General features: G+C 53.8%; 20 protein-coding genes. 6 read left to right on the top strand and 14 right to left on the bottom strand.

The features are described from left to right. The first annotated feature begins 304 nt into the window (after positions 1-304). Positions 305-832: a translation initiation factor IF-3 gene (gene infC, locus NST84_RS04345; protein ID WP_342564414.1), complete on the top strand. Its 528-nt coding sequence runs from the start codon at positions 305-307 to the stop codon at positions 830-832. A 519-nt stretch (positions 833-1351) separates the two neighbouring features. Here the strand turns inward: infC and NST84_RS04340 are convergent. The 10 genes from NST84_RS04340 to NST84_RS04295 form a co-directional block, all read right to left on the bottom strand. Then, positions 1352-2821, bottom strand: a complete 1470-nt coding sequence (locus NST84_RS04340; RefSeq protein WP_342564413.1) for an ATP-binding protein — start codon at positions 2819-2821, stop codon at positions 1352-1354. Positions 2822-2837: 16 nt separating this feature from the next. Further along, positions 2838-3515 (bottom strand): response regulator transcription factor, encoded by a 678-nt coding sequence (locus tag NST84_RS04335; protein ID WP_342564412.1) that lies wholly within the window; start codon positions 3513-3515, stop codon positions 2838-2840. Positions 3516-3550: 35 nt separating this feature from the next. Continuing rightward, positions 3551-4582 (bottom strand): DUF4097 family beta strand repeat-containing protein, encoded by a 1032-nt coding sequence (locus tag NST84_RS04330; protein WP_342564411.1) that lies wholly within the window; start codon positions 4580-4582, stop codon positions 3551-3553. Positions 4583-4681: 99 nt separating this feature from the next. Beyond that, positions 4682-4939 carry a hypothetical protein gene (locus NST84_RS04325; RefSeq protein ID WP_342564410.1) on the bottom strand — a complete coding sequence of 86 codons (258 nt, stop codon included), beginning with the start codon at positions 4937-4939 and terminating at the stop codon, positions 4682-4684. A 190-nt stretch (positions 4940-5129) separates the two neighbouring features. Beyond that, complete coding sequence (locus NST84_RS04320; RefSeq protein WP_342564409.1) at positions 5130-7859, bottom strand: discoidin domain-containing protein; 2730 nt, start codon at positions 7857-7859, stop codon at positions 5130-5132. 357 nt (positions 7860-8216) lie between these two features. Continuing rightward, positions 8217-8501 carry an alpha/beta-type small acid-soluble spore protein gene (locus NST84_RS04315; RefSeq protein ID WP_342564408.1) on the bottom strand — a complete coding sequence of 95 codons (285 nt, stop codon included), beginning with the start codon at positions 8499-8501 and terminating at the stop codon, positions 8217-8219. Between the two features lie 88 nt (positions 8502-8589). After that, positions 8590-9507: an ADP-ribosylglycohydrolase family protein gene (locus NST84_RS04310; protein ID WP_342564407.1), complete on the bottom strand. Its 918-nt coding sequence runs from the start codon at positions 9505-9507 to the stop codon at positions 8590-8592. A gap of 594 nt (positions 9508-10101) precedes the next feature. Further along, a complete protein-coding gene (locus tag NST84_RS04305) occupies positions 10102-11103 on the bottom strand; it encodes a Gfo/Idh/MocA family oxidoreductase (RefSeq protein ID WP_342564406.1) in 1002 nt (333 codons plus the stop codon). Positions 11104-11183: 80 nt separating this feature from the next. After that, positions 11184-11534, bottom strand: a complete 351-nt coding sequence (locus NST84_RS04300; protein ID WP_342564405.1) for a hypothetical protein — start codon at positions 11532-11534, stop codon at positions 11184-11186. 42 nt (positions 11535-11576) lie between these two features. Then, the gene (locus tag NST84_RS04295) at positions 11577-11972 is read right to left on the bottom strand and encodes a (deoxy)nucleoside triphosphate pyrophosphohydrolase (RefSeq protein WP_342564404.1); all 396 of its coding nucleotides are present in this window, start codon (positions 11970-11972) and stop codon (positions 11577-11579) included. A gap of 168 nt (positions 11973-12140) precedes the next feature. On the opposite strand from NST84_RS04295, the gene NST84_RS04290 reads away from it, so the two are divergent. Continuing rightward, positions 12141-14252, top strand: a complete 2112-nt coding sequence (locus tag NST84_RS04290) for a penicillin-binding transpeptidase domain-containing protein (RefSeq protein ID WP_342566344.1) — start codon at positions 12141-12143, stop codon at positions 14250-14252. Positions 14253-14354: 102 nt separating this feature from the next. Here NST84_RS04290 and NST84_RS04285 read toward each other — a convergent pair whose 3' ends face one another. Then, positions 14355-15071 (bottom strand): YceI family protein, encoded by a 717-nt coding sequence (locus NST84_RS04285; RefSeq protein WP_342564403.1) that lies wholly within the window; start codon positions 15069-15071, stop codon positions 14355-14357. A gap of 167 nt (positions 15072-15238) precedes the next feature. Here NST84_RS04285 and NST84_RS04280 point away from each other — a divergent pair, with 167 nt between their 5' ends. From NST84_RS04280 to NST84_RS04270, 3 genes are all read left to right on the top strand, one after another. After that, the gene (locus NST84_RS04280) at positions 15239-15919 is read left to right on the top strand and encodes a response regulator transcription factor (protein ID WP_342564402.1); all 681 of its coding nucleotides are present in this window, start codon (positions 15239-15241) and stop codon (positions 15917-15919) included. Beyond that, positions 15907-17316: a HAMP domain-containing sensor histidine kinase gene (locus tag NST84_RS04275; protein ID WP_342564401.1), complete on the top strand. Its 1410-nt coding sequence runs from the start codon at positions 15907-15909 to the stop codon at positions 17314-17316. The genes NST84_RS04280 and NST84_RS04275 overlap by 13 nt, the downstream gene beginning before the upstream one ends. Before the next feature lie 85 nt (positions 17317-17401). After that, on the top strand, positions 17402-17899 hold the full coding sequence (locus NST84_RS04270) for a hypothetical protein (protein ID WP_342564400.1): 498 nt from the start codon (positions 17402-17404) through the stop codon (positions 17897-17899). Positions 17900-18009: 110 nt separating this feature from the next. Here NST84_RS04270 and NST84_RS04265 read toward each other — a convergent pair whose 3' ends face one another. Beyond that, positions 18010-18804 (bottom strand): DUF6612 family protein, encoded by a 795-nt coding sequence (locus NST84_RS04265; protein ID WP_342564399.1) that lies wholly within the window; start codon positions 18802-18804, stop codon positions 18010-18012. A 172-nt stretch (positions 18805-18976) separates the two neighbouring features. On the opposite strand from NST84_RS04265, the gene NST84_RS04260 reads away from it, so the two are divergent. After that, positions 18977-20434 carry an amidase family protein gene (locus tag NST84_RS04260; protein ID WP_342564398.1) on the top strand — a complete coding sequence of 486 codons (1458 nt, stop codon included), beginning with the start codon at positions 18977-18979 and terminating at the stop codon, positions 20432-20434. Between the two features lie 23 nt (positions 20435-20457). Here NST84_RS04260 and NST84_RS04255 read toward each other — a convergent pair whose 3' ends face one another. Continuing rightward, the gene (locus NST84_RS04255) at positions 20458-20778 is read right to left on the bottom strand and encodes a YciI family protein (protein WP_342566343.1); all 321 of its coding nucleotides are present in this window, start codon (positions 20776-20778) and stop codon (positions 20458-20460) included. A gap of 35 nt (positions 20779-20813) precedes the next feature. After that, on the bottom strand, positions 20814-21371 hold the full coding sequence (locus NST84_RS04250) for a DUF1273 domain-containing protein (RefSeq protein ID WP_342564397.1): 558 nt from the start codon (positions 21369-21371) through the stop codon (positions 20814-20816). Positions 21372-21440: the final 69 nt, after the last annotated feature.

Genomic DNA, 21440 nt, shown 5'->3' with positions numbered 1-21440 from the left:
GACAAAGCTGCAATCTGCATGGTAAGATTATAGTGTAAATAAGATGTAATACTTATGTCTTATTTTTAAAAATATAGTGACACTGTTCTACTATATCACAATGGATTTTACCGTGCAACGGATTTATAGATGGGAACCCGGCAGATGCTGCCGGGTTCTTTTTTATTCTGCGGGGGATTTAGCCGGGGCTCTCAGGCAGGGCTTTTCAGAAAAGGTTAACGGCGGGGGCGTGCTCTGCTGATTGAACGGCGGACAACTTCCCGTTATGATAACAGTATCTATGTTTGCAGGAGGTCACCTATCAATGGCAGTATTCATGAACGAACAAATAAGAGCGTCCGAGGTTGTACTTACGGGACTGCGGGGCGAGAAGCTCGGCGTTGTCTCCAGAGAGGAAGCGCTGGGGATGGCCCGGTCCCAAGGGGCCGATCTGGTCTGCACCTCGCTGATGAGCAGTCCCCCGCCCTGCACCCTGATGCCTAAAGGCAAGGCAAAGGCAGCGGCCCAGAAGGAATCAGCATCCGCACGTAAGTCCGGTTCCGGCCAGGCCGCCGGGCGGAGCGGCGGCAAAGACAAGGTCAAAGTCAAGGAGCTGCGCTTCACCGCCCATATCGAGGAGCACGATTATGACACGAAGCTGCGCCAGGCGGACAAGCACCTGCGCTCCGGCAAGCCGGTGCTGCTGAATGTCCAGGCTTCCGGCGCCAAGGAAGCCGCTGCAGCCAAGACAGTGATTGACCGCCTCGTCGCTGATCTGAAGGAATCCGGAGTCAAGGACACCGGCATCCAGAGCGGCGGCAAAGGCGCAAAGGTACAGCTGAACCCGCGCTAAGCTACGCGGCAGCTTACAAAAGGGCGACATAACAGCCGGGATATGGCTGGTATGTCGCCCTTTTTGTTGTGGCTAATCAGTCTGTGCAGCGCTAACGGACTGAGATGACCTTATTCTGCCGTTTACCGGCATTTGCGCAAGCTAACGGACCCCACGGGCGTTATTTGGCCTAAACCGGCAGCAAACGGAGCTCCTTCATTGAAATAACAGCGGCTGAGTCCGTTAGAAGCTTAAAGCGCCGGAAATCGAACGAATAGCGTCATCCGGGTCCGTTAGAATCCGGCAACAGGTGTATTCTCGCATCAGTTACAGTCCCGCTTTAGTTACAATCTCAGCATGTACTCCTCTCACCTACAATCATCAGCTGGTCTTGGCCTGTCGGCCACCCCTAATTCCCTCGGTAAGCTGAGATGCTCTTCTTGATCCTATCCCCTTGCGGAGTCGCCAATCATTCTGTCAGATCGCTGTAATCTATGCTGCGGACTCTGCAACAGCCCCCGGAATGGGCAATGTGGTTGTTCAATCACCGCCTGCTCCCCGCACGAACGTCAGCAGCACTCTGGTGCCCGCCCCTTCTATGCTCTCAATAGCGATTGAACCGCCGTATCGCTCCAGGATTGCCTTGGCAATGGCCAAGCCCAGGCCCGAGCCCCCTTTTGCCCGGTTTCGCGACCCTTCAGCCCGGTAAAACCGCTCAAATATATGCGGAAGCTGCTCAGAAGAAATCCCGATCCCTGTATCTGTTACAGATACAATGATCCGATGAGGGCCGATTGTATGCGCAATACGCACACTGCCGCCTCCGGGCGTGTATTTCAGCGCATTCTCTACAATATTGCGCAGCACCTGATAACACGCACTGGCCGGCATCCGGACCGGCAGCGGCCCGTTGCTACCATCGTTATCTGTGCTCAAAGTAACACCCGGACCTAAATGTACTGTCTGGGGCAGCAGTTCATGTAATACCTGCTGCACATCACATTCCTCCCCGGCGGCTTCCTGCAGCGGCTCCTCTGTCTCGGCGAGCAGCAGCAGCTGTGCGATCAGCTCTTTCATCCGGCCCGCCTCATCTATCATGAAGCCCAGCGACTCCTCCAGCACCTCCGGCGACTGCTTGCCCCAGCGCTGGATCATATGCGTATGCCCTTCAATGATAGCCAGCGGCGTCTTCAGCTCATGGGAAGCATCCGCCACAAAACGCCGTTGCTGCTCAAACGATACATTCAGCTTCTGCAGCAGTGTGTTAAAGGTCGCCCCCAGCTGATACAGCTCATCCTGCGCTGCAGGCAACGGCAGCCGGCGCGACAGATTGTCTGCTCCGATATCCTGCACCTCGCCGATCATGCTGCGGATCGGCTTCAGGGCCCAGCGGGCGACCAGCCACCCGGCCAGCGCTGCTGCTCCGGCAGCCAGCAGCAGACCCAGCAGCAGCAGCCGGCCGACTTCGCGCGAGGCTGCGGCCGCTGCGGAGAACCCGCTGTCGATGAGCCGCAGGGTGACCGTGCCGAATGCCGGCAGCGCCAGGCTGCTTAGCGCCTCATACTGCCCGGCCCGTTCTGCCTCTGCATTGCCCAATTCCCCAGTGCTCTGCTCTGTCTGTGCACCGTCCTGTATCGCTGCTCCCTTCCCTGTCTCTGCACCGACTCCCAACGCCGCGCCTTCTTCCGCGAGCACGCGCCCTTTGGCATCCAGCATCTGCAGCGTCTGGCCTTCATCCAGATCAGCGGCAAAAGAGGACAGATCCGGCTTCAGCACCGCAGCCGCCCCGCTCCCTTTACCTAAGCCGGGCCTGAGCAGAGACGGCAGGAAGGTAACCTCTTTTATCTGCAGCTCGAACTGCTTCAGCTTTTCGGCCAGCAGCTCCTTCTCCTGCTTTTGTGTCCATTCACTGAAGCTAATATATACAAAGCCGCCGAGTACAGCGGCCACAATCAGGGAAGCCAGCGCTATGGACGCACTGATCTTACGGGAAAATGTCCAAGCCTTCATGTCCGTTCACCTTCCCTTAGTCCCTCAGGATGTAGCCGCTGCCGCGGACGGTATGAATCAGCTTCTCTGCGTAACCCTCATCCACCTTCAACCGCAGATAGCGGATATAAACATCCACCACATTGGTTTCGCCCTCATAGGAATAACCCCAGACGAGATTCAGCAGCGCCTCCCGGTTCATCAGCCGGTTCTTGTTCTGCAGCAGGCAGCGGAGCAGCTCAAATTCACGCTGCGACAGCTCAATGTCTCTGCCGCCACGCATAACCCGGTGTGCAGCTGCGCTGAGTGACAGGTCTTTGGCTTCAAGCAGATCCTCCGGCTCCCGGCTCTGCTGCATCCGCCGCTGCAGGGAACGCATGCGTGCCAGCAGCTCCTCAATGGCGAACGGCTTAGGCACATAATCATCCGCTCCGGTATCCAGTCCCCGCACCCGCTCACTTACGGTATCCCTGGCGGTAATCATAATGATCGGTGTCTGCTTGACGGCGCGGATTCTTTTGCAGACTTCAATTCCGTTAATTCCCGGCAGGTTCAGATCCAGCAGAATAAGATCATAGCTGCCCTGCAATGCCTGCTCGGCACCGGCCAGACCGTCTCTGGCAACGGTAATATCATAACCTTCATAAGCCAGCTCCAGCTCCAGCAGCCGGACCATGGCAACCTCATCTTCAATAATCAGGACATGTTCCTTCAAGCTCAAACGTCACTTCCCCTTCTCACACTATCAGTTTAGTCATTGCTATACCTAAGAGATAAACCAGCCAGCGAAGAAACCTCGATACGATACGTTCCGGCGCCGATTGTTCCGCTGACCCTTCCGCCCTTTACTGTTAACGGGAATTCCGTTTCCGGCTTTCCGAACGTTACACTGGCTTCCACCTGCACATCCGCTTTTTTCGGCCAGGCCAGACCAATATTACCTGCCGTATTGGACACATTCCAGTGACCGCCGACCTTTGAAGACTCAATATGGATATTGCCTGCAACGCTCTCTGCCTTGATGGAAGAGTACGCATCCTCAACCGACAGATTCCCGTTTACAGTCCGGATATCCAGCGGCCCTGTAACCTTAACTGCCTCAATATTTCCGTTTATTACAGAGGCAGCTGCACTCTTTTTGACGCCTGTTATTACAACGCCCCCGTTGTCCGTATGAAGGATCAGATCGCTTCCGCTGTCTTTTGCTACAACATTGCCGTTATCCGATCCTAATGTAATTGAGCCGCCCGCTGTCACTTTGGATAAAAGCACATTTCCATTATTAAGTGCTGCCTTGATGCTGCCTTTGACTGTCTTAGGAAGCTTAACCGTCAGATGAATACTGGTGCTGTAGCGGCTGCCGGCCCTGGCCGGTTCACTGTAGGTCCTGATGCTGAGCTCTTTGCCGCTTTGCACTTTGATTCCGCTTTTGGCCGCGATTGCCTCTGCTTCAGTACGGGATGCATGATCGACCACTACCGTTGTGTGCACCTCTATCTGCTTGCCGCTGCCCTGCTCCAGTTCAATTGAACCGTTCACGCCGGTAACCGCGATCATGTCTGGGTCAGTATCCGGATTAATGCTGGTTGTCCCTTTGTCAAAAGAAAATCCCGCCCCCGTCTGCTCAACCGCAACCGGTATCTTCGCCTGCTCTGCCTGTTTCACCTCAAAATCAGCTTCATTCAGATTACGGGCAAGCACCTCTCTGCCGAATCCTGAGCCAGCATACAGCAGCGCCGCTGCCGCGAATCCTGTCACTGCAATTTTCATCATTTTTTGCATAAGCTTTCTTCCTCCCCATCCCTTGTGATTGTTCGGCTTAATGGTATAACAGAAAGGATGAGAAAGGCTTTGCAGACAAATTAGAGTTTGATTAAAAGCTTACGGTCCAAGAATCAAAGTCCCAAGGAACATATAAGCAAAAAAACTAAGCAGCGCAGCTGCGTTAAGCAGGATCAGAATTCCATCAGTGCGCGAATGAGTTTTTCTATAAGCAAGGAATCCCATAAACATCCCGGCCGGCGGCAAAATAAAGGTACTGAGGATACCTATGCCATCGAGCGGGTGGTCATAAAAAACCAAATACAGGTCCGTAAAAAATAGAACGGCAGTTACTAAGAAGGCTGTTGCGGCGGACATTCGCTGTATTCGGACATTCAACGATGCTCACTCCTCTCTTTTGGCAGCGCTAAACCTTTTTCCTAATATGTAATAACATACCATCCACCGGAAGAATCCGTCTATGTTAGCTCTCCCAGTGTTATCCCGAACGTAAAAAGACCACCCGCACATGGATGGCCTTGTCTGCCAGTGTTATTTCGTCCGCCTTCTACCAGTTGTTCCCCGTACCCGAAACGGTAAAACTGTTAGAAGCATTCACAAATTTACCCGAAGGCGCACCAGTAACCGTATTACTATTGAACACCGAGCTGCCCGTAGCCGATCCATTGATATATACGCCGTAGGTGCCGGAATTCTGGATGGTATTGCCGGCATAAGTAACCGAAATATTCGGAGCCGGTTCTTCTACAAAAATCCCCGAGTACGTGCTGTCCTGGATCGTGTTGCCGGATACGTTAACCGTCAGGTTCTGCGCCTTGCCGCTGTTATTCAGCCAGTACGCCCAGATGGCCCCGATCTGATAGCCGTAGTCACGATGGGCCGAGCCTGTACGCAGCAGCTTATTCCCCTGAATGGTCAGCGTACCGGTCATGGACGGAGGATTGAAATTGGTGCCAAAAGAAATCCCGCCGCCTGTCCGCACAGTGTCCGTAAGCAGGTTGCCGATCACCTTGTTGTCCTTGCCGCCGTAAATGGCGATGTTGTTGGCCAAAGTCGGAATCTGCACGGTATTGTAGCTGAACGTATTATTGGTATTAAGGAACGTATCGGACCACATAGCCATGCCGTCGTCACCGCTGTTCCGGACCGAGTTGTTCGTAACGGTAGAGTTCGAAGTGCCCCGGTGCAGGTTGACGCCGTCCGCCCAGACATTGCGGATTCTGGAGTTGGAGGCTGTAACATTATCTGTCTGATTCGTGAACCAGAAGCCCACTTTTACATGCTCGATCCACAGATTGTTAATTACCGAATTCGTGCCGTTGCCCTCCACCGCAGTGAGCCCGTTATAATCGTCACGGATGATGTCGCTGCCGCTGATTTTAAAGTCCGATAAGGTTACATTTCCGCCCCTCAGGTAAAAGCCCGCATAATGGCCGGACAGAGTGGAATGCCAGACGCCTGCCCCTTTTACGGATACAGCGCTGTCGAGGTACAGTCTTGTTCCGCTGCCGTCATAGCCGGCGCCTTTGCTGCCGTTGTTCAGATGAAAGGTTCCCGCCGGAATCCATACACCCTTGTAGGTACCGCCAGAGTTTTTGACAGCCGCAATTGCGTTGTTAAAAGCGGCCGTATCATCTGCACCGTCGTTTGCCACAGCTCCATATGAGGTAACAGCTACGTAGTTGGACGGCATAGTGAGCGCGGCAGGAACGGCTTCTGTTTCAAGCAAATCTACTGTGACATAAGCGTTTGAGCCAAAATTCAAATTGGACGCATTCCGCTGCAGCTTGATTACCGTTCCGGCCGGATAGGATTTATCGAGCAGGACAGATACTTCATCATACATATGTGCAGGTGTAGTGGAAGCCGCATTCGGATTATTGGACCACCGGACCTCTCCGCCCTCTGTCCCCCATTCCCCGTAGTTCCAGCTGTATTTGGAAGTGAGATTAATGTCTTTGAAAAGCGTTCCGCCAACGTACATGCTGACCGCCGACTCCATCCCCGTTCCGGCCGCATTATCCGGGATGGCATAGCGGATCGTTACGCCCTGTGCAGGCTTGGCGAGCGTGATCTGCACATACTGGCCTGCTGTGGTCAGCTTGACCGCTTTTCGGCCTGAGGCTTCAGATGCAAGCTCTCCGGCTGTTGTTGACGGGCCGATGAGCGCTCCGGTGTAGGCAGCATTTTCAGCTTCGTAGGTGTCATACGGCATATTTGCTCCAAAAGCTCCCGCGGATGGCGCTGGTGTAGGAACCGGTGAGGCTGTAGGTACTGGCGTTGCGGTCGGCACCGGTGTCGCTGTAGGTACGGCCGTTGGGGCAGGTGTGGCTGTCGCCGTCGGTGCCGGGGTCGGGGTAACTGAACCTGAGCCGTAAACCTCAAGCTCTGCAGCCTGGCCGCCTGTTGCCCCGCTGTTGGCTGTGAAGTTCACTCTCACATATCTCGCCGATGCTGCTGCAAAGGTAACGGATACCGTATTGTTCGCAGCCGGATTAAAGGTATAGGCCTGCGAAGCGGCAAGCGTGCTGTATGAGGTGTTATTCGTGCTGCCCTGTACAGACAAAGTCTGCGTTCTTGTGCCCCAGCCGGCCGGAAGCTTGAGCTGAACGGTATGAACCGTCTGCGTACTGCCCAGATCAACAGTCAATGTATTGGGGTAGCTGTTGGCCGCCCCCTCGTAGTAGGTGGACGCATTCCCATCCACCGCATTACCGGCAGGGAAACCGGAGAAGGCGTTGTTTGCGGTGACACTTTTGTTCAGGGCGAGATTCGCACCTAACGAGAGCTCCAGCGCCAGATTGTCCAAATTTACATTGCCGCTGTCCGCTGTATCAAACTTGTACGTGATAGTGCTGCTGCCAGCATTCAGGGCTACCGTCTCTGCAGCAACTCCCCAGCTGTTCCAGTCTGCTGTTGCCGGTAGCGAAATTTGCTTCAGCTTCGCCCCGTTAACGTACAGGCTCAAGGTTTTTGCCGCCCCCGTGCCGTTCGCGTATCTTAGGGCAGCCGTGTAGCCCCCTTCGGAGGAAGCGTTTACATTAAACTTCACTGAAGCATTTCCCTTGTTGCTGTCCGTGAACCCGCCTGCAAACCCCGTACCGGTGTATCCCGCATGATCAGAAGCTGCCGCAGCTCCTCCCGTCAGTATGGCGGATTCCGCTTCATACGTCTGCGCCGCCGCCAGTGCTTTTGGGGCACCAGGAAATTGAAGAATTACCATTGCCAAAACCAGAAGATAGATCAGAAGCCTGCTGGTGCCTGATTTTCTCAACATTACTTTCCCCTCCCGTGTGTAACAATCTTGTGCTGCATTTGCTGCATTAGGACCTGGACGGTTTATTTTAGAAGCAACTTTATAATAAAACCTTTTGCAGCCGTTATCCGGACCTGTTGGGCGTGATATCCGGACGTTTGCTGCAGGTAGCTCCGGGAACGAACAAAAAAAGCCCCGCGAGTGCAGGGCCTTAATGCAGCTGTCCGTTTTAATTAGCCGATCATATATACAGAATCAAGAGCATTTTTGCCTCTTATTACGGGAGATTAGACGTATATCCCAGAATCAAAGAAATCCGGGAGATCAGGGTTGATCTCAGCTGTCGGACAGATTCGGAAATTCAAGTATTAGTGCGGATTAGGATTGCCCCTTCTCAGCCAGCTGCTGCTGAGCCAGACGGATCATTTCCCTGACCATGGAGCCGCCGATTCTGCCGCCGATATGCCCGGCCTCTTCGGTTGTCAGGTTGCCGTTGTTACCGTACTGCAGCGGGATGCCAAGCTCCTTGGCTACCTCAAACTTCACATCATCCGGATGATTCGGATCTACCGTGTAGCCTTCACGCCGCATTACTTCCGCTTTGAAGTTCTGCATCCCCTGCGCTGCGCCTGGTACCGCATATTTACGGTTTCTTCTTGCCATCCTAATCCACTCTCCTTAGGTTATTTCCCCTATTTTCTCCGGAGAGTCGGTTTCTCATCCCATCACAGCGGCTGCCCTAGCCGGTAATTCATGGTTCTGTACAGAGCCGCAAGGAGTAATCATCAATCAGACTGCGCATGGCCAGCTTGGAAATCCAGCCCTCCGGAATGCCGCCCAGACCGTAATAGGCTCCGGCAATCTGGCCGTAGACAGCTCCGGTGGTATCGGCGTCATTGCCGAGATTAACGGCCAGCAGCGCGCCTTCGGCAAAAGTAGTGGACCGGTGGAAGGCCCAAAGGGCGGCTTCCAGGGATTCAACAACATACCCGCTGCCCTGAATTTCCGGAGGTTCCTTATGTTTATACGAGCCGTGCTTGATATCCAGAATGTGCGGTGTCAACTCATCATCTGTCAGCCAGCCCGCGAAGGCTTCCGGAGCCAGCATCTCCTGCTTGCTCCAGCCGTGCAGGCCGGCCAGAATATAAGCAGCCATCAGGCGGCAGGCGCTGAGACATTCCGCTGCGCCGTGTGTTGTCCGGGAGCTGAGCGCCGCATAGCGGATTGCCTCCGGCGGATTAGCTGCATAATACATGACAACAGGCGCCAGCCGCATAATGGAGCCGTTCCCGGCGGCCAGCGGATCAGCGGAACCGCTGTAGGCCTCGCCGCCCTCTTCGTATTTCACCAGCGCAGCCCGCGTGGCATTGCCGATGTCAAAGCATTCACCGGTGCTGCTCAGATAGCCCTCGCGGAACCACTTCAGGTACCGCTGCATCTGGTCAGCGGGATCAAAACCCTGCTGTTCCAGCAGGCTTTCCGCAAGGCAAAGGGCCATCGACGTATCGTCTGTCCATTGGCCAGGCTGCAGCTCAAACACTCCGCCTCCGATAATATCGTCCATCGGCGCAAAGGTGCCCGGGGCCTTGAACTCCACTGTTGTTCCAAGTGCATCACCCGCGGCCAGCCCGTGCAGGCAGCCACGGTAGCGGTCTTTATTTAATGCCATGAATTCATCCTCCTTATGGTCGCGGATAATGGACATTTAGATGTTTGGCGGTTGCATGAACTAGTTGGCGGTAGATCGATAATCGCCGGAAATATGTCTCCCGGTATTTAGTTGACGTTTCGGTATTTAGTTGGATTTTCGCTACTTCATCTCACTCTATCTTAGCTTTTTTAAACATTAGTTGGAAATTTAACACTTATTATTACCCGCAAACCCGATTTAGGGCAAAAATCGTAGAATTAAGTAACGTTTTTCCATCTAGTACCCCTCTTTCAAGCGCTGGACTACAAAATAGATGGCAAATTTCCACTTAGCTTGACTAGCATTACTCCAGAGCACCAGCCAGTATCAGTCAGCACCAGCCAGCAACCTATTCAGCGTCAGTGAGCCCCATTCGTACCATCTAGCGTCATCCTGCACCAGCCTCATTAAAAGATACTTCCACTTGAGTTGAGCAGCGTATAGCCTGAATAAGCACTCTAAGCACTTTATACCCTCATCCCATCTCAGCTGCCGCAATGCATAACAGCCCCCAGAGCTGTTCACTGCATTCTCTGGGGGCCGTTGATTAACTAATTAATAAATAGCATTAAATTATTCTTCGCCGGGATATCTAAGGCCCCACTGGGCCCGGACCTGATCCAGCAGCTTCATAATAGCTACCGACTCATCAAGCGTCATGACCGGACTTTCCGTCAGGCCAGCCTGCAGGCAGCGGCCCACTTCCTCGGCTTCAAAGTAATAGCCGTATGCAGTCCGGTTCTCCTCAAAGGTCTCTGCCAGCTCCCCGCCGATATACAGCTCAGCTGCCCGCGGATTCACCAGGGTGTCTTTGACGACAATGTGACCTTCGGTTCCGAAGACATGGGCCTCCTCGGTCAGCTTGAGCCGGATTCCGCCGTTCAGTGTGGCGCTTTTGCCGTCCGCATAGGATAGCAGCAGTGAGAAATGCTCGTCTACTCCCGTTTCTCCGATATGTACAGAACTGGATACCGACTCCGGGTGCGGACCAAGGATCATCGAAGCGAAGGATACCGGATAAATGCCGACATCCAGCAGCGCGCCGCCGCCCAGCTCAGGATTCAGCAGCCGTCCCTGCGGATTCCAGTCGGAGCGGAAGCCGAGGTCGGCCTTGACCAGACGGACATCCCCGATTTTTCCTGCCGCGATCCATTCACGCACCTTCACATTCGCCGGAATATAGCGGCTCCACATGGCTTCCATCAGGAACAGCTTGTGTTCACGGGCGTAAGCCACAACCTCTTCGAGCTCTGAGCTGTTCACCGTGAACGGCTTCTCGCAGAGCACAGCCTTGCCGGCGCGTAGTGCCAGCAGCGCATTTTCTTTATGGAACGGATGCGGTGTCCCGATATAGATGGCGTCCACTTCCGGATCGCTGACAAGCTCCTCATAAGTAGCATAGGCCACCGGGATACCGTGGTTCCGGGCAAATTCATCGGCACTTTCCTGTGTGCGTGATCCGACGGCATAAGCGATGCCATTACTGGCATGAGCCAGATCGGTTGCAAACTTATGGGCAATCCAGCCGGTGCTGAGAATCCCCCATTTCACCTTGTAAGCGTTATCGTTAGTCATTGTTTCCCCTCCTGCCGGGTTCTTGTGATTCCTATTGATTCTATCAAACTGCGCTTCATGTGTAAAAGATTACCGCCGGCTCAGACCATCGCCAGCAGCGCAAATACACTCAGTACGGAGAATAAGATCGTCACCAGCAGCACCGCCGCATTCCAGATCCGGTGAACCTGCGCCAGATTCTCGATGTAACTGCGCAAAAACAGCCGGCGCAGCAGCAGCTGAAGCAGCCGGATCATTCCGAAGCTGAGCCAGCCGAGCAGACTAATCAGAATAACCTCATAGCTGTCCTTCACAACGAATCTGTCCGCTACAGCACCGTCGTAATGTACCGGGACAAAATCCGGCATCCGCCGGTATAGGACCATATACAAAATGATAGGTACAGTAGCAGCAATAAAACTGATGGAAATTGTCATTTTGTTCTTGAACACCCGAACACCCCCACTCTAGAAAAAAAACGATACGGCAGCTCTTCAACTACTCCTTGTTTCCTGCACCAGCCGCTTCACAAAGGGCAGATCGGCCGGCGCAAAGTCGTATTCCGCGAGCTTATGCTTCTCCACCCAGCTCCAGGCATCATGATCGCTCATCCGGAGCTCTCCGCCGGTATACTCCGCCTTCCAGGCAATCAGCCTGATCTGTATGCTACCGTAATCATGCTCATGGCTGCCAAAAGCCTCATAAGGCCGGATGCTGATATTTAGCTCTTCCATTAGCTCTCTGCGCAGGCACCGGTCAGCATCCTCGCCCGGCTCCAGCTTGCCGCCGGGAAATTCCCACAGTCCGGCCTGCGTTTTGCCCGGCTTCCTGCGGGCGATCAGCAGCTTCCCTTCTTTATTATGGATAATCGCCGCAGCCACTTCAATCATCGTTTTTTGCTCCTTTTGTCCCAATACCCGGCACTAAAGCAATATGCCAAATAGTGGCTTATTATGGTAAAATATGATCTGTATACAATTTTAAAGGTTGATAGATTTATAGAGCAGATGCATTCTGCAAGGAGGCTAAATGTGAAAGATATATTCAGGCCCAATGTTATGAAGGACGAACCCAAGCCGAACCAGTCACTCAGTCTGCGCATCAATATATTTTTCTTCAGCACATTTATTATATTCTGCATTATTATTGTCCGGCTGGCTATCCTTCAGTTTGTCGAAGGCCCGACGCTCTCCGAGGCTGAAGCGAACCGTGATACCAAAAATGTACCGCTCGCCTCCATCCGCGGGACCATCTATGCCAAGGGCGGAGAAAAGCTGGCTTACTCTACTCCGGTGCAAACGCTGTATTTTTCGCTGACAAGTGAATATGCCCAGACTGCTACCGATAAAGATACGGGAATTACCGCACGGACTCCAGAAGCCGTTGCCAAAGCAGATTTGCTGGCCGCTGAGCTTGCTGCTGATTTTGCCAAATACGGCGCTAAAGTACCTGAGGATCAGGTTCTGACTAAAGGGGTGATCCTCAAAGCGATGGACCTCGATTCCAAGGTCTACTCCGGATTTATGCTGCGGCCGATCAAACGCGGTCTGGTTAAGGAAGAAATCGCTTATTTTATGGAGCACAGAGACAAGTACCCGAATCTCACAGTCAGTGAAGAGGATGAACGCCATTATGACCCGGATACGGTTGCTGTGCAGACGGTGGGATACATCAAGCCTTTCAAAAAGTCGAAAGAGAGTCTGGATATATATCTGAACATCCAGGCTGCTATGAGAAACGATGCCGATCCGGGCCTGGCCTACCGGGACGACGAGTTTGTCGGCTTCGACGGGCTTGAGCTGCAGTATCAGAGGGAGCTCCGCGGTCGCAACGGCTATCTTACCATGGGTGTGAATGCCAAGAATATGGCCGAAGGCATCGAAGCTACCGTCCCGCCTGTCAAAGGCAATGACCTGTGGACCACCATCGACAAAAGCATCCAGCTCAAAGCAGAGCAGGCTATCCTCGATCAGATCAAGTGGGTCCACAGCAATCCGGTGCAGGGCAAGGTTCATCGGGAAGCCAAAACCGGCTATGCGGTAGCCATGGAAGTGGATACCGGCAATATTGTGGCGATGGCCAGTATGGAGGACTATGACACCAACCTGTGGACTACAGGTACGATGCCTGCTGAGGTGTGGAACGATCTGATGCTGAACTATCAGAATGGTGCGGTGACGCCAATTTCCTCGGGGCGGTCAGGGCATAACTTCAGTTCTACCGTTTTCCTTGGTTCGGTCATTAAACCGCTAACCGTTTTGATCGGCCTTAATGAAGGATTTATTACAACAAGCACGAGCTATACCGATACAGGCAGCACCACCTTCGGCAGAGCCGGGCACGAGACTACCGTCCGTAATGCAGGCGGTCATGCGTACGGTTACTTCAAAACGCCGGCAATGGCTATAGAGAAGTCTTCCAACGTTTTTATGATTGAAAAAGTAGGAAAGAGGCTTTACGAAAAGTATGGCTCTGAAGGAGTAAATGTCTGGGATAAATATATGAGAGAGTTCGGACTCGGTGAGCTGCCGGAGAGCGGACTTCCCGGAGAGCACAAAGGACTGATTAACTATAAAAAAGAGGCGGAAAAAGGAAGCGCACAGTCCGCACTGGTCTATGCGTCTTTCGGACAGCAGGGCCAGTACACAGTGTTGCAGCTTGCTCAGTACGCATCTACGCTAGCTAACCGGGGAGTACGGATTAAACCGCAGCTGGTGAGTAAAATTACCGATCAAGCGGGAAAGACCGTAAAGGCGTTTGGCCGTGAGGTGCTGAGTGAAGTCACTTTTGACAACGCCTATTGGAACGAAATCATCAAGGGAATGAATACAAGCGTCCCTGCATTCAAGGATTTCCCTTATGACTTCGCCCGTAAGACGGGTACTTCCCAGCAACAGTATTATGAAAATAAAAGCAGCCACCTGGCCGATAACGGCGTATTCATCGCCTTCGCCCCGCGCGATAAGCCCAAGCTGGCCGTAGCCGTAGTCATCCCTGAGGGGGGATTCGGCTCGAACAGTGCCGCTCCGGTGGCCCGCAAGATTTTTGATGCCTATGACTGGGAATACGGCCTGAACGGCGTACCTAAGAAAAACCTCCCCCAAGCAGAAAGCTCTGCTGACGGGGCAGCAGGCGACGGAGCTGAGGCAGAGCAGGAGCAGACGGACTAAGCCGCGAACGATATCAAGCATAACGAACAAGCCCATTCCGGAAACGGAACGGGCTTGTTCGTTATGCGCTATTTTTCCAATAATAAAGAACATATATTAATGTTACTTATTCAGCACAAGCTCCAGACGTACCTCAAGCTCATTCTCGGTTTCCAGCACGATGGAGTGCGGATTGCTCAGGCCGAAGTCGGCAAAAGTAACGGTTGTTGTTCCTGACAGCATCAGCTGTCCTCCGCTGTACACCACCTGCGAGTCAAAGGTAACATCCTTATCGACTCCCTTGACAGTCAGCGTCCCCTGCATCTGCACAGGCACGGCTTTATCTTCAGTCCATTCCGTTGGCAGCTCGGAGAATGAGCTTACAACGAAGGTCGACTGCGGAAATTGTTCAACGTCCAGGAAATCGGCTCCTTTTACATGATCATCCCGTTGTGCGGTTCCGGAATCCAGCGCGCTCATCTCAACAGAGCCTTCTCCTGTCATAGCGGCTGCGTCATCCAGATTAACATTCCATGTCCCTTGAACGGTAGGGTTTACGAAGTTGACCGTTTCTTTAGAGGTTGTGACTGACCAGTACACTTTCGAAGTATCGGCTATGCTCCATGCTCCGTTCAGCTGCTCTGCGGTAACCGCAGCACCTGCTGTTTCTGCTGCATTCGCGGCAGCGGTTCCCGAATTAGCTGTTGTCTGTTCCTGTGCAGGAATAACCGACTCGATTTCCACGTTATTGCCCAAGCTGTTGTTCAAAAGCACAAAGGCTGCAATCGCTCCTGCGGCAACGACACCAGCGGCTGTCCATATCCATGTTTTTTTATTCATCATTATTCCCTCCATCCAACTGATTTTCTCTCCGCCTTGTCCGGCTTGACCCCATTCTAACAAAGCAATATGTCGGGAATAAGTCAAAGCACCTCCCGGTGGAATGTGGTAAAATTGTCGTGATTTTAAGTGTTGTCTACACCACAGTCCGCAAAAGGAGGGCTATGATGAAATCCGTTCTGATTGTTGAAGATGAGGAAGCCATTGCCCGCGTGCTCAGTGCCTATCTGAAAAAAGCGGGCTACCAGGTCACCCGTGCCGCCGATGGACGAACTGCACTTGAGAGCTTCGGAGCGTCGCCTCCTTCCCTTATACTGCTCGACATTATGCTGCCGGAAATGGACGGCTTTGAGCTGCTTGGCCAGATCCGCAAAATCAGCAGCTGCCCTGTCATCATGCTGACCGCCAGGGACGGCATCAAGGACCGGCTGGCCGGTCTTGACGGCGGTGCCGATGACTATATGTCCAAGCCGTTTATTCCCGAGGAGGTTGTCGCCCGCGTAAATGCGGTGCTGCGCCGTCCCTCCCAGTGGTCTGACGGCAGCGGCAAGCGCCATTTCGGCAGCCTGTTCGTTGATTTCAGTGCACGCAGCATTTTTCTGAACGGCGCAGAGGTCAGCCTCAGCCCGCGCGATATGTCAGTACTGCTGTTCCTGGCGGAACGGCCGAACCAGATCTGCACCAGAGATCAGCTGATCGAGCAGGTCTGGGAGATGGACTATGACGGCAGTGACCGCGCTGTCGATCTGTCGATCAAGCGGCTGCGTCAGGCGCTCTCGCACTGGCCTGCCGGGGAAGGAGAGATCCGCACACTGCGCGGTACGGGGTATCAGCTATGGACCGAATAAGCAGACCGCGGAGGCGCACCTCCATTCTCACCTACTGGACGCTCCGCTACATCATCATTATCAGCAGCGGGCTGCTGCTGACAGCCCTGCTGACCTTCTGGTGGATACAGCAGGAGGCTATGAACAATAGGATGCAGACCACCGGCCTGCTGGCCCAGGAGATTGCCGACCGCAGCCTGGCCAGGGACGGAACGATGCAGATCAGCCCGACGCTGGCCAAGCTGGTTGAAGACCGCAAACGGTTTTTCAAGGTATCGCTGGAGATGTGTGTCATTGTTACAGACCCGGCCGGAAAGCTGCTGTTTTCCGATCCGCCCCTGACGCAGGAAGAGATGGGCTATAAGCTCAACGATACACTGACTGATTCCCGCAGTCCGGAATTCAAAGCCGCTGTGGCCCAGATCCAGGAAGACGGCGAGACCCTGGGGCAGGTTATCGTGCTCCAGTCCAAACGCTCGCTGAGGCATATTCCGCAGGAGGAGATTATCTTCTTCTCCATCCTGATCCTGTTTCTGATTATTCTTAGCTGGCTGACCATTTATCTGTTATCCAGCAAGCTGGCCAAGCCGATCCAGCGGGTGGCTGCAGCGGCTTCACAGATCAGCGGGGGTGAATACAATATCATCCTGGATACAGGAGCCAAAGAGCGGGAGATTCATGAGCTGCTTGTCTCCTTTCAGGAGATGTCCGGCAAGCTGCAGCAGTTCGAGCAGTCCCGGGCCGTTATGCTGGCCGGGGTATCCCATGAGCTGAAGACGCCGGTCACTTCCATTAAAGGATTGGTACATGCCGTCCGCGAGGGTGTAGTTGAAGGCGAAGAAGCGGATGAGTTTCTCGACATCGCCCTGCAGGAAGCAGGCCGGCTGCAGCGTATGGTCGCCGATCTGCTGGATTATAACGCGCTGACCGCAGGCATTATCGCTGTCCGTCATGACCGGCTGGACGCGGTGCCGCTTCTGTCGGAAATCATTTACCAGTGGAGGCTGACACAGGCTGAAGAGGTGAATGAGCCGGTGCTTGAGCTGCCGGAGAAGCCGCTCTTTGTGCGGGGCGACCCGCTGCGCATCCAGCAGATTATCGTTAATCTGCTGAACAACAGCGTGCAGGCAGCGCCGGCGGGCAGGCCGCTGCAGCTGACAGTTCAGCTGCGCCGGGTTTCACGGGGATACGCGGAGATTTGCATCGCTGATGACGGTCCGGGCATCGCCCCGGAAATCCGGGACAGAGTATTCGAAGCGTTCTTCCGCAGCAGCAGCAAGCAGAGCCAGCTGCGCGGCCTGGGGCTTGGCCTGACCTTCAGCCGTCTGCTGGCGGAAGCGATGGGCGGCAGCCTTGTACTCGGGGATAACCAGGCTGAGGGCTGTACATTTCTGCTCACCCTGCCGCTGCAGACGTAGAGGCAGTAGTGCCGCAGCCTGCGCGCATGGTATAATCACTTGCACGAGCAATACAATAAGATGAACCGTGAACCGGAGGCTGTTTATGCTTACTTTTGAACAAAAATTAGCGATCTTTGATTCTTACCCTGAACTTGAGCGGAAAAATGTCTCGCTTGGCCGGGTAAATTACCATTTTGAGGGAAGCCGGCATGAGAAAAAAACTGTCGCCTCCCATCTGCATCCGAACGGGAATGGCTTTGTTTTTGCCGGTCTGCTGCGGGGCTACGAAACGGACGGTAAAGGGCTGGTGAATATCCGCGAATATTCAGAAGCCGAGCTGCGCGAGCTGATTGAGGCTTCCATCGCCTCCTTATCGATGTACATTCCGGATGCTCCGGCACCAAGCAAACGCAAGAAAAAAGCTGCTGCTGCCGGTGCAGAGACCCTTTGGACGAATGCTGACGGCAACACGCTGAGCCTGAGATTTGAAGAGGACCTGTGGTACCTCTACGCCGGGCTGCAGCTGGAGATGGCTTTTGAAACCATCGAAGAAGCTGAGGAATACCTGGCGGAAGAAGGTTTCCGTCCGGCGGGGAATTAGCTCCCTGCCGTAATATGCCAAAAACCTGTACACTGCAGCAGATGCTGCGGGTACAGGTTTTTTTGTTGCGGCCGCGCGGCCGCTCATTCAAAGGCAGCCAGTCATGCCGCCTATTCCGCCGCCTGCAGCGCTTCCTTAGGAATGATGATTTCCTTAACGGTGTTATACTGTCCGATTGAGGCCGTCTGCCTAACTTCCCTGTAAGTGGCCTCTTCTTCCGACAGCTCATCCGTTACAAGCTCTTCGACTGTCCCGGTTGGCCAATACGTCTGCTTATTCACGCGGTATTCAACACTCATGCTCTTGACCACCGCAAGCTGCTCACCGGCTAAATTGTCATTGCTATACTGAAGCTTATAAAAGCTCTCCAAATCCTTGGTCTCCTCACCGGACAGCTGAGCGCTCAGAACATATTCGTCCCCTTCCTCGGACACGGTCACATAAGGAAGGATTGTCTTCAGCTGCTCCATTCGCCGCACCGGGCTGGATTGTACCTCCGCAGCAAATTTCAAGTCTTCCAGCATAGTATCCGGCAATTTCCGCCAAAAGCCGTTGTAATACATATAGTAGCCGCTGTCCGTCAAATAAGACTCTGCATCCATCGGTTGCTTATCGTCTACAATTGTGGAGCCTGTCTGGTGCAACTGCAGCGGGTTTAAAATATACTCTGATGTTGTCGCCGTTTCTGAGATAATCTCTTTAACCCCAATGTCGGCCGATATTTCGGTTGTAATCTTGGACTGTGACTCCTGGACATAGCTGTTCAGCCCGCTGCCTGCTTCAGTGATTCTATCCATTAATTCTTCTGCATCCGGAAGCTTTGCATCCCGGCTTTCGCTACCAGCACATCCCGCCAGACTAAACGTAATCAGCGCAGCCAGCACACCTTTTCCCCATTTATTCACCAATATAGTCCTCCCGTATAAACTTTATGTGGGATTATACACCAAAAGTGGAATGCCCGCCGTCAAAAAAATCCGGAGACCGCTCTATCAACACACCTGAAACTATGGTTAGATGAAGAAGAAGACCGCAGGACCACTCCAAATCCAAAGAGAGAAAGAAGCGTGAACCCGCATGAGTTTTGAGATTGTAGAGGCTACTATTCCGGAGATTCAAGCTGCACTTGACGCCGGAGATATCACTTCCCGGCAGCTGGTGCTCATGTATTACGAACGCATTGCCGAGCATGACAAAAACGGCCTGACGATTAACTCCGTACTGGAGATCAATCCCGATGCGCTTTTCATCGCCGAAGCTTTGGATCACGAGCGTACGCTGCAGGGTCCGCGGGGGCCGATGCACGGCATTCCGGTCTTGCTCAAGGACAATATCAATACAGGGGATAAAATGCATACCAGTGCGGGGTCGCTGGCGCTTGCGGATTCTTTTGCCGGGGAAGATGCCTTCATTGTGCAGAAGCTGCGTGAAGCCGGAGCTATTATTATGGGCAAAGCGAACATGACGGAGTTCGCCAACTTTATGACAAACGGCATGCCCTCAGGCTACAGCTCACGCGGCGGACAGGTGCTGAATCCTTACAATATTTCAACGCCGACCGGCGGCTCCAGCGCCGGCTCCGCTGTCTCCGTTGCCTGCAACTTCTGCACAGTCTCAGTAGGCACCGAAACCTCCGGATCAATCCTTAATCCCGGTAATCTTGGCTCAATTGTTGGCATCAAGCCGACCGTAGGCCTGCTCAGCCGTTCCGGCATTCTGCCGCTGTCGAACACACAGGATACGGCCGGCCCGATGGGCAGAACCGTGCGCGATGCTGTACTGCTGCTGAACGCCATGCTGGGACGGGATGACAGCGATGCCGCAATGGGGACAAGCACCGGCAGGGTGCATGAGGACTATACCGCTTTTCTTGACCAGGACGGGCTCAAGGGGGCGCGGATCGGGATTCCGCGGGATTATTATTTTGAAGAGTTAACGGAGGAACAGCTGGCGCTGTTCAATGCTTCTGTAGAAAAGATGCGCGGGCTGGGGGCTGTCATTATTGATCCGGCTGATATCCGCACCGCACGGGAGATCAAATATTCCTCCGTTGTGCTGAACGAGTTCAAGACTTCTCTTAATGCTTACCTGGCCAAGCTCGGACCCGGGGCAAAAATGCGGACGCTGAAGGACATCATCGACTTTAACCATGCCCATCCGCAGGAGACGCTGCGTTATGGACAAACTACATTGATAGATGCTGAGTACACCTCCTCCGGCACATTGACCGAACCGCAGTATCTGCGCGACCGGGCTACTGATCTGCGGCTCTGCAAGGAACAGGGGATTGATGCCGCCATGAAAGAGCACCAGCTGGATGCGCTGCTGTTCCCGGCCGATTTTGGCGCGAGAATCACTTCCAGATCCGGCTACCCGTCCATCGTTGTACCTTCCGGCTATACCTCGGCCGGGGCTCCGTTCGGAGTCACGTTCTCTGCACAAGCCTATCAAGAGCCGCTGCTGATCAAGCTGGCATATGCCTATGAGCAGCATTACAAGGTACGCAAAGCGCCTTCGCTCCGCAGCTTCATCTAAACGGCCCGGCAATGGTCCGCCTGTTATTCCGCAGCTATGCCCATGTGCCTGTTGCCTGCGTGTGACAGCCCCCAGGTGCGCAGCTCATAGCTGCGGATGCCGGTCAGAACATACGGATCACGTTCAGCAATCCGGACGGCTTCTTCCCGTGAAGCCGCCCGGATAATGACCATGCCTCCCGGGCAGTCGCTGAACGGGCCGCACAGCACCAGCTGGCCGCTGCGCTCCAGCTCCTGCAGATGCCCAACATGGGCGCGGATAATCCCCATATCCCTGCGGTCCTGCTCCGTAGGACTAAGCAGAATCACATAACAAATATCCTCCTGCATCTCCGCTGCTTCCATACTCAACCTCCCCCCTCTTTTCCCGCTAAATATTGCTACTCATAATCACTCCGGCTTTCCTCATCGGCAATATTCTGGATTTCCTCTGCCAGCATCAGATGGAACCCGTAGTCACTCTCGGCATGCAGCTTCAGCGCCCGCTCCTTCATAAATTTTGCGCTGCCTTCCGCCGCTTCCTCGTCGTAGAACAGGAGAATCGCATCGCTTTTGCGAAACAGAAGATCATCTCTGGCCCGGAACTGCCAGCTTCCGTCATAAGGGGCATTGCTGACTGCACCATAGTAATCCGCCCCCGCCACGATCCGCCGGTACTCGTTCTGCTTGTCCTCCTTCCACTTCTCTTCCGGGTTGGCATGGGCCGTTATGATCCCCAGCTTCAGCTGCGGATACTGCCTTTTCAGCTCCAGTACAACCTCGCAGGCCCAGAGATCCACACCGTATTGTCCGGGCGTAATCACCCAGTCCACCCCGTCTTCAATCAGCGGAGTGAGCCGGTGTTCCAGCGCTTTTTTGATATAGGGAATGCCTTGATGCTTATTGTCAAAAATCCCGAGCTCATGCGCACGGTAGCCTGTTACCAGTAAGGTTGTCATGTGCTCCTCTTTTCTAAAATCGTTCTCTGTGTGTTTTCGTGCTCTTCCCTTCATTATATAACAATTGTT

Source organism: Paenibacillus sp. FSL R7-0345, from assembly GCF_038595055.1.
Classification (GTDB): Bacteria; Bacillota; Bacilli; order Paenibacillales; family Paenibacillaceae; genus Paenibacillus_AQ.
The sequence above is the reverse complement of the archived record's forward strand: the minus strand, read 5'-3'. Positions and strand labels throughout refer to the sequence as shown.

Bases quoted from the DNA above. Each gene is read 5' to 3' on its own strand.
- NST84_RS04310 (WP_342564407.1), bottom strand. From the start codon at position 9,507: ATGGCATTAAATAAAGACCGCTACCGTGGCTGCCTGCACGGGCTGGCC.
- NST84_RS04255 (WP_342566343.1), bottom strand. From the start codon at position 20,778: ATGGAAGCAGCGGAGATGCAGGAGGATATTTGTTATGTGATTCTGCTT.
- NST84_RS04340 (WP_342564413.1), bottom strand. From the start codon at position 2,821: ATGAAGGCTTGGACATTTTCCCGTAAGATCAGTGCGTCCATAGCGCTG.
- NST84_RS04285 (WP_342564403.1), bottom strand. From the start codon at position 15,071: ATGAATAAAAAAACATGGATATGGACAGCCGCTGGTGTCGTTGCCGCA.
- NST84_RS04250 (WP_342564397.1), bottom strand. From the start codon at position 21,371: ATGACAACCTTACTGGTAACAGGCTACCGTGCGCATGAGCTCGGGATT.
- NST84_RS04325 (WP_342564410.1), bottom strand. From the start codon at position 4,939: ATGTCCGCCGCAACAGCCTTCTTAGTAACTGCCGTTCTATTTTTTACG.
- infC (WP_342564414.1), top strand. From the start codon at position 305: ATGGCAGTATTCATGAACGAACAAATAAGAGCGTCCGAGGTTGTACTT.
- NST84_RS04320 (WP_342564409.1), bottom strand. From the start codon at position 7,859: ATGTTGAGAAAATCAGGCACCAGCAGGCTTCTGATCTATCTTCTGGTT.
- NST84_RS04295 (WP_342564404.1), bottom strand. From the start codon at position 11,972: ATGATTGAAGTGGCTGCGGCGATTATCCATAATAAAGAAGGGAAGCTG.
- NST84_RS04330 (WP_342564411.1), bottom strand. From the start codon at position 4,582: ATGCAAAAAATGATGAAAATTGCAGTGACAGGATTCGCGGCAGCGGCG.
- NST84_RS04270 (WP_342564400.1), top strand. From the start codon at position 17,402: ATGCTTACTTTTGAACAAAAATTAGCGATCTTTGATTCTTACCCTGAA.
- NST84_RS04280 (WP_342564402.1), top strand. From the start codon at position 15,239: ATGAAATCCGTTCTGATTGTTGAAGATGAGGAAGCCATTGCCCGCGTG.
- NST84_RS04315 (WP_342564408.1), bottom strand. From the start codon at position 8,501: ATGGCAAGAAGAAACCGTAAATATGCGGTACCAGGCGCAGCGCAGGGG.
- NST84_RS04275 (WP_342564401.1), top strand. From the start codon at position 15,907: ATGGACCGAATAAGCAGACCGCGGAGGCGCACCTCCATTCTCACCTAC.
- NST84_RS04290 (WP_342566344.1), top strand. From the start codon at position 12,141: ATGAAGGACGAACCCAAGCCGAACCAGTCACTCAGTCTGCGCATCAAT.
- NST84_RS04260 (WP_342564398.1), top strand. From the start codon at position 18,977: ATGAGTTTTGAGATTGTAGAGGCTACTATTCCGGAGATTCAAGCTGCA.
- NST84_RS04305 (WP_342564406.1), bottom strand. From the start codon at position 11,103: ATGACTAACGATAACGCTTACAAGGTGAAATGGGGGATTCTCAGCACC.